This window comes from Bacillus sp. JJ722, assembly GCF_036963345.1.
GTDB lineage: Bacteria > Bacillota > Bacilli > Bacillales > DSM-1321 > Bacillus_AD.
In genome coordinates, this window is sequence record NZ_JBALMO010000345.1 from 1 (window position 1) to 7,989 (window position 7,989).

Annotated in this window: 10 protein-coding genes; 9 read left to right on the forward strand and 1 reads right to left on the reverse strand. The window is 30.2% G+C overall.

Translation table 11 applies throughout. From position 1 onward, the window contains the following. Window positions 1-1,907 precede the first annotated feature (1,907 nt). Window positions 1,908-2,090, forward strand: coding sequence for a hypothetical protein (locus V7014_RS25655; protein WP_335511697.1), 183 nt, complete (start codon window positions 1,908-1,910; stop codon window positions 2,088-2,090). A 1,257-nt stretch (window positions 2,091-3,347) separates the two neighbouring features. Here V7014_RS25655 and V7014_RS25660 read toward each other — a convergent pair. After that, on the reverse strand, window positions 3,348-3,677 hold the full coding sequence (locus V7014_RS25660; RefSeq protein ID WP_335511698.1) for a helix-turn-helix domain-containing protein: 330 nt from the start codon (window positions 3,675-3,677) through the stop codon (window positions 3,348-3,350). A gap of 209 nt (window positions 3,678-3,886) precedes the next feature. Here V7014_RS25660 and V7014_RS25665 point away from each other — a divergent pair, with 209 nt between their 5' ends. From V7014_RS25665 to V7014_RS25700, 8 genes are all read left to right on the forward strand, one after another. After that, window positions 3,887-4,057: a hypothetical protein gene (locus V7014_RS25665; RefSeq protein ID WP_335511700.1), complete on the forward strand. Its 171-nt coding sequence runs from the start codon at window positions 3,887-3,889 to the stop codon at window positions 4,055-4,057. A 457-nt stretch (window positions 4,058-4,514) separates the two neighbouring features. Next, window positions 4,515-4,754, forward strand: coding sequence for a hypothetical protein (locus V7014_RS25670; protein ID WP_438824979.1), 240 nt, complete (start codon window positions 4,515-4,517; stop codon window positions 4,752-4,754). Window positions 4,755-5,177: 423 nt separating this feature from the next. Continuing rightward, window positions 5,178-5,363 (forward strand): hypothetical protein, encoded by a 186-nt coding sequence (locus V7014_RS25675; RefSeq protein WP_335511702.1) that lies wholly within the window; start codon window positions 5,178-5,180, stop codon window positions 5,361-5,363. Between the two features lie 175 nt (window positions 5,364-5,538). Further along, complete coding sequence (locus V7014_RS25680) at window positions 5,539-5,751, forward strand: hypothetical protein (protein WP_335511704.1); 213 nt, start codon at window positions 5,539-5,541, stop codon at window positions 5,749-5,751. A gap of 69 nt (window positions 5,752-5,820) precedes the next feature. Beyond that, window positions 5,821-6,015 carry a hypothetical protein gene (locus V7014_RS25685; protein WP_335511706.1) on the forward strand — a complete coding sequence of 65 codons (195 nt, stop codon included), beginning with the start codon at window positions 5,821-5,823 and terminating at the stop codon, window positions 6,013-6,015. A gap of 28 nt (window positions 6,016-6,043) precedes the next feature. Then, the gene (locus V7014_RS25690; RefSeq protein ID WP_335511708.1) at window positions 6,044-6,313 is read left to right on the forward strand and encodes a hypothetical protein; all 270 of its coding nucleotides are present in this window, start codon (window positions 6,044-6,046) and stop codon (window positions 6,311-6,313) included. Window positions 6,314-6,318: 5 nt separating this feature from the next. Then, entirely contained in the window at window positions 6,319-7,473 is a 1,155-nt protein-coding gene (locus V7014_RS25695) for a hypothetical protein (RefSeq protein ID WP_335511710.1), read from the forward strand. Window positions 7,474-7,667: 194 nt separating this feature from the next. Beyond that, window positions 7,668-7,970, forward strand: coding sequence for a hypothetical protein (locus V7014_RS25700; RefSeq protein WP_335511712.1), 303 nt, complete (start codon window positions 7,668-7,670; stop codon window positions 7,968-7,970). Window positions 7,971-7,989: the final 19 nt, after the last annotated feature.

Genomic DNA, 7,989 nt, shown 5'->3' on the forward strand with positions numbered 1-7,989 from the left:
CGATTTAAATATGATGAATTATTTATGATTATTGGAATCAATTTAAAATTATTCAAATCAAATTGAATGGGAAAGTATTATTTATAAATAATCAATTTGCTTCGTTAATAGCCACTTAAGATATTTTCATTACGAAATAAACAGTTGTTTCTCAAAGATTAATGAAGAATACAATATTTAGAATCGCTTGATGTAATTGATTGTTATTAGCGAAAACAGAATTAGAATTATTGATAGAGATTTATTGTGAGAGTCCTACCCAATTAAGTAATTGATAGAACTGAGATGTGTATTTTAAAATTCTATTAATTTAAATTAAATAATATTAAATAGTATTAAATAAATTATCTAACGGCACTATATGTTGAGGATAAAAAGATTGATAGAAATGCAATAGGGGAAATTGACCCACAGATTGAATTAGAAAATCCGATGTTACGGGTAATGATGCGAAGTACTTCTCTGAAATTTTCTGTGAAAAAGTATTCTTTGAAGAAGGTCTAAGTAAAAGGGAATGTATATCTGCATTACAAGATGACCCGATGCAGCGTACACAATCTAGCTACTCCGCTATGAAACAGGCAGTAATGACACCTAGAGATTCCATACGAAAAATCCAATGTGTGGTTAAGTTAATTCTTGATAATGAATCACAACCGGGATAATAAATTGTTGCGAACTTTATTCCAAATCATTTGTTGAAAGAAACAAAAGTCATCTCTTATGTGAAAAAGAAATAAACTACGCTAAATGATCAGCAAGAAAGTATTTAATTATTAGCGATGGGTAAAGAGGAACAAGATATAAAACATACTCAAGAGGTGGAATTGAAATTAACGATACAACCAAAACAGAAAGTAAATCTGATAATTTTTCTCAGGAAGAGGGAAATCTATTCCATATTACAAAACAACGTATTGGGAGTCCAAAGATAAAATTTTTTTATGCCTTCCTATCGATTCTTCTTCCTAATACAAAGAGAAAAACGTAGATGATTCTACTCATTTGATGTGTTTTCGGGTATTAAATTGACTGATGAGGGTTGATATAAGAATAGTCTGGATCTTTAATGATAGATTCGATGCGATGAAGCAGGCGATACACTTGCGAAGTTACAGGGAAAACTGAGATATGTATGGTACAGGTAAAACCCCATAAATTTTTAGTCATTGTACTAACTTATTAATGGGGTTTTACATATGTTTTGATGTGGTACTAACTAGAAATACTACCTTAATTATGTACAAATGTAATTGCTTAAAAAGATATAGTATTGCATTGAATCTTCATACTAATCTTGGGGTGATTGGTGTGTATGTAACGGTAGATGTTCAAACGAATTTTGAGATTAAAAGTCTTTCAGACTTACCAAAATTTAAGGAACTAATGGAAAATCTAATAATGAAAATAAATAAAAGTCAGTTAGCTCTAAAAATGCTTACATTTAAACTATAGAATTCCACAATGTATTCTCGAAAATAACAATGTTCTAAATTTTCAATAGAATTTATAAGACTTTTTACAAAAACCTTTTCTTTTAGGGGGTAAAGATATAAATAAAGAAAAGAAAGGTAAGCACGGGAATCAAATGTCAAAAACTTTGAGCTATATGCACAAAAAAAGATAGGAAAGTGGGGAAGCTTACTGAACCTTTCGGGATTATCGCATTGGTTTATTTGAATATTTAAACAAGACAGAAGAAAATAAACGTATTAAAAAATTGAGCTTTTTTTTGCCTAAAAATCAAATCATAAATTTGGAGGATTTATAGATTCTTAGATTGATGGGCATGTGACTCTAGCTCTAAATGCTTTGTCCTTATCATGAACAATATAAATGGTATGCAGAAATATGATAAACTTAACTATAAAATCATTTTCTTTAAACACAATTATGAAGAATAAGGGATGATGATATGGGAAGAAGAGCACGAAATCATTGGTATAGTAGCTTTTTTAGCAGAAATTTTGATTAGTTTAAGCTATTTTATGTATTACACCTATAAGCAAAATAAAATAGAATTTAAACAAATAGAAGGATTTTCAATTACAACTAAAACAAAGAATATGACGTTAGTTGGTGTGAAGTAGTTGGATATTACTTAGCACAATATCAGGAAAAATACGTACCACGTTAGAAGAAAGTAAAAAAATATGAGATAGATGATGTCACAGTTCTTGATGAAAAGAATAAGATTATTTAAATTGATTTTACCATTGAAGCAAAAGATAAAGGGTCAGATGCTCTTTTAGAGGGTTGAAGATGGATAAGTATAGTATGTAAAGAACCATTAAGATTAACATAGATTGTAATTTTAATGATATTTGGATCGAATCATTAAGCAACGTGGTATTTTAGGATACAGACAAGAGTGGCAAAATTATACGTTCCCAATAGATGGTTTTCTAGCTTAGAAGTATGCTTGTATTTATAAAAAAACTTTTGAGATTACAAGAGAACAAAATGGAACTTCACTGGAGGACGAACTTGAATTATTGTTAATGGAATTTTAATTAGATTTTAGCAATTCCCAGTAGGCTTTATTATTCCTACACATCTGGATCCATTCAAATTAGTTAAAGTAATAAATCTAATATTGAAATACTTTTTGACCTTTAAAACTAAATTAGATACGATTATCTTAGCGAAACAACCGCTAACAATCTTGAAATATACAACAACTGAATTTACTATAAAAGGGAAAAACCTATTAATTGGTTAGTACATAATTATTATGTGCTAGCTTGTTAATGGGTTTTTTCTGTTTTTATTCCATATTTCAAGTCCATATACACATTGAAAGGTAGGTACTAAAATGACAGAAGAAAAAGCACGACCAAGTGTAGAGATGATGACAATAAGGAATCAAAAGTGTACCTGGCACCTTCCTGGGATAATGCAGATGTATTTTATCAATTAGCATAGCAAGCTAGTGCAAAAGAGTTAGTTTGAGGAACTGTTTGGCGTGTTAGACAAAAAAAATAGACGTTATATATGATGAATTTGGTAAAATTAAAAATTACTTTAATATAATAAATAAACTCTTATTATTACATTTAATCATTGTACTTAACTTTTTACGGTGTTTTGCGTTTCTAATTACTATGTAAATGAATGGTAGTCACTTCTTATACTATATACGATTTTCAGTGATCGTTTCGTTTTAGAGTCGTCCTTCGATTATCTAAAATCAATAGTTTATCTTAAATTCAGACAATTAACATGGTAATACACTTTCTCACGGATGACCGAAATTTTTAGCCAACCTCTAAAGAGGGTACTAATCGAGCCCTAAAGGGCTATTTCGAAATGAAATCTATAATTAAAAAAGAGCTACAATAGCTCTCTTAATTTTTAGGTGGGAGTAATAATTTCAATGCTTCTAAAATATTTTCTTGTTCTGGAGTACTTCTTTTTTCAATTAGTGCAAGCATTTCTTTGATAGTGTCAGATGTTTCCGGACTACCGTCGAATGAGTCTTTACGTCCAAGTAAATAGTCTGAACTTACTTGGTAAAGGTCACAAAATTTTAATAATGTATCGGTTGAAGGTCTTTTCTTACCTGATTCATAATATGAAATAGCCGATGGTGATACTTCTACATATTGGCTAACTTGTTCTAAATTCATTCTTTGTGCTTTTCGTAAGGCTTTTAATCTTTCGCTAGTTATATTCAAACTTACACCCCCTTTTATTCTAGTTTAACGTCTTATTGACATACAGACAATTAATTTCATAATTTTTACTGTTAATAGGATGTGTTTTTTTAAAATATCTAGACAATGTTTTGACCTCCTGTTAATATTTTAGTTGTGAGTAAATTATACTAGGTAATTTAGATGGTTATTTAAACCTGTGGTCAAAAAGGATGAGGTGGTGAATATCAATGGGAATAATACGTGAAATTGACTGTGTGTTAAATTCATTGATTAAATCTGGTAAAAGTAAGGAAGATATTTCGATGGCAGTAAAGAAAACTAGCGATTCAAATATTCGTACAAATCGAAGAGAAAAACATGATTCAAAAAAAATCATAAATCATGTGAAAATTGAATAATACTGTAAATTTTTTAATTAAACTTTGGATTGTAAAAGGTTAAATTACATAAATTGAACGAAAGCTATTCTAAGTGAACAATCTTGATTGTAACGTTATTTTTTCATATTTATTTATAGTTAGTATCAATATGTTTTTCAATTTTTTTAAAAAGTTAATCGACCATGTAATTCAGATGTATGAGATTTTTTGGTAATAATCCTATCTGGATTCTTAATGCGAATCTTGATGTTTGTGAAGCTAAATAATGTCCTACTTTTGATGTCATGTTATGTTATCTTAGGTGGTAACAACAAATTGAAGAGTTCTGGGTAGATAAGAGACGTTTAGGAATTATTAAGGAGAAAAATCTAAAATTAATTAATATATGTACATATATTGGTATATTGAAAAATAATTATTATGATCTTTAGTCTTTATGATCTTATTAAGAAATTTTAAAAAAGTGGATGGGTAGGTGATAACGATGAAAAATAAAAAGCGTTTCTCATTTTATGATTTACCGTCAACAGCTCATAACATTCTTACTTTTGATGGTAAATGCTATGATTTAAATGGAATTATAGCAGTAGAAAGAAAAACCAAAGAGCGAGTTCATGTAGCTGAACTATATTATCAAGTTCGTTCAGTAGTAAATGAAAAGCATCAAGTTATTGCAAAGAGAAGAACTAAACAAGATGAATTAAGAGTTATCTAGAATATTTATGATTTTAAAATGTGTCGGGAAGACACAACGTTCTTTGAAAATAATATATTGTGCCCCTTTTAGATAGTCACACTAGGAGTAAGGGTTTACGCTAATTGGTTCAGTGTGTGTGACCTGAAACACACTTGTGGCTTGTAATTTACGACATATAGTAATCTATGCATTAAAGTAAACGTGAGGTTATATCTGATGAAGCGTTGAAATGGTAAATAGTAGTATGTGAGGTTCTTCGTATAATGCCAGAAACGTTGTGCATTGATGGGCTTTAATAAGCATGCCATCATAGGGTTTATCTATTCCGGCCAGAAATAGAAAGATTTAATTTTATATTTTCCCGTTAGATTTTAAAATCATTATTCAGTGTAGTAAAATTATATATATTAATCTTAATCCTTTTTAAAAGGAGTGTTTATTATGAATTTAGAAGAAAAGTCAAATAAAGAATTGTTTGAGATGTGGAAAAAACTTAATAAAAAATCAGGCTTCAAACTTAGAAAACTAAAGCAAAATGAAAAAGGTGAAATTTTATTAGATTCGTCTAATCCTCAAGATGTGGAGTGGTTTAATAATGACGAAGAGTACGATTATACAAAAGAATAAAGATATTGAAGGAATACAACTAGGGTAATGTTTTATTGCGCTAGTTTCTTTTTTCGAAAAAAATCAAAGTAAGACACGTCCTATAGTAGCATTTAAAGATCCTGAAGATGAAAAATTATATGCTTTTCAGGTAACTAGCCAGATTGACAAAAAAGCGAATCATAAATATGGATATTTGATAGAAAATTGGAAAAAGGCTGGTTTCAGAAAGCCATCAATTATAAAATGCAATAGAGAAAATATTTATGAGATGGATTCATTAAAGATTCTAAAAAAAATAGGGCATCTTTCACAAAACGATTTGCATGGATTACTGGTGAAGTTAGTCAAAGTAAACCGATTGGAATATCGTAGAGGTCAAGAAAAAATAAACCAATTAGAGCGTTAAAAGACAGGAAGCCTTGTAGTAGCAGGGTTTTTTTATTTTGTCTTTTTCTTGAAAGGGGGTGAATGTACATTGGCCGTTAGTCAAAAAGAGCTAAAAAAATCACGTGACTTAGTTGAAAAATTACTGATTGTAAATAATCAAGAATATAATGAGTGGCTTCATAATCAACATCTACAGTTGATTGAAGAGAATCAAGACACGATTTTGATGGCTCTTTCAGCTTTTACAACTGATTCTAATGACTACAAGGAAAAAACCTCATAAACTTTGAGGAAAGAAAGGATGAATGTAAATGGATTTACTAAATTTTGCTGTAGGTACAACTGATGGCATGGCGTCATTAATCACATCAGCGACATCTATTTTGAAATGGGCGCAACGTCTTGGGATGGTTGGTGCTGCTTTATCATTCTGTGTAGGTGGTTATTATTTAATGTGGGGTGGCCAAAGTGGTAGACAACATGCTAAAGGCTGGTTTATTGGTGGAGCTGTAGGTCTTGTTGTGGTTATGGGAGCATATGGACTAGCTTCAGGTCTTAATACTAATATTAACTTCGGGTAACTAATATGATTTATGTAATGTTTACGAATAGTTCTGCAAAAGAAATCAAAAAGTTTGTAAAGCAGCCTTTTTTAGAAGCTTATCAGCTTACACTTGCATTAGAACGAGATTTTCATTTTCAAAATCGGGTTGAAGAGGTTGATTTTTACATACTTGACGATGAGGATACAGAACTCTATAAAGGAACTTTAACTCTAGGTTCAGGCTATGCAGAAAGTATTTATCATCATGTTATTAAAAAGTTAGATTTATTGACAGTAGATGAACAAGATCCAGTAAAAGTTGAACAAAAACAAGCTTTTATTGATTTGTTAAAGGAAGAAATTTCGACTGAATTAAACAACAAAGTTAAAGTAGTAGAAAAACTAATTTCTGTTACTCCACAAAATATTGCTTTTATATCGTTATCAAAAGGTGCTGGTTCGACTTTTCATGCGGTCAACTTTGCTTCTTTTTTAATTGAACAAAAATTCAATGTGGGGTTATATGAAAATCCAATGACCGAAAAGGGGAGAACGTATTTAAAGGATGTATTTGATACGACAGAGACATCTTTTGTAAGTGTTCCTCATTTCATAAATGATGGGGTTGCCGTTCCTGTAAATAAAACATTTTTTTATAAAAAAATGGCTGTTTATCCAATTGATTATACTCAAGGAGAAATTGAATCTTTCACGATTAGTAAGATGTTTCAGTATCTAAACACAGGCAAGCATACCTTTAGAGTGTTTGATCTAGGCTATTATGATTTAGACGTACATCAACCATTTTTACAAATGTTTGATCACATTTATGTGGTTGTTGATTTAATGCCTACTTCATTCTTGGCCAATTATAAGCGTTTAGAATGGTTGTTGGAACATCAAGGACAAGCAGAATTTCCATCTGTTCACTATTTGTTAAATCCTTATATAAAAGAATGTTCAAAGCAAGAATTACAGGAGTTAGGATTAAAGGAAGCCTATAAATGTCCGGCTTTTATGAAAGAGCAAGTATTGACTGCAAGCTTTAATAGAGAGTTATTCTACTTTGAAAATGAAGAAGCTCAACAAATCTTGCGTAGGTTGTATCATGATATTTGCAAAGATGCTGACATTCCGATCTTGCTTGATCAAAAGAAAGGGATTTTTAAGAAAGTGAATAGTTTGTTGGCTAGGTGATGATTAATTTTCTTACCTTACTGCTTCTGGTTGTCTATATGAGTATAAATGTCTATTCAGATATACGTTACTTAAAGACCTGGAATTGGCTTCATTTTAGCTTGTTTCTACTGTCTATACCTTTGTTTGTATGGTTTACATTATCTTTTATTGATTGGTTTTTAATTCTATCGATAACAGGATTTATTGGGTGGATGTTAAGAAAGATATATCGAGTATTTGGAGCAGGAGATATTAAAATGCTGATTATCTTGTCTTTGTTTACAAAGGTACTTTTTCCAACCATGCATATCTTCATTTTAATCCTGTTTATTCAAGGTTTGTATCAAATAGCTTCAGGTTTGATTCTATTTTCTCTTATCGTTTTCCGAAAGATAATGAATAAAAAGAAGCTTACTTTTGGAACTTATATTATATCGAAAGACACAATTCAGACACCAGAAGCAGTACCAATTTCGTTAGTATTAGGTAGCATTATTTATGTATATATGTTATAATAGCATTAGATACATAATA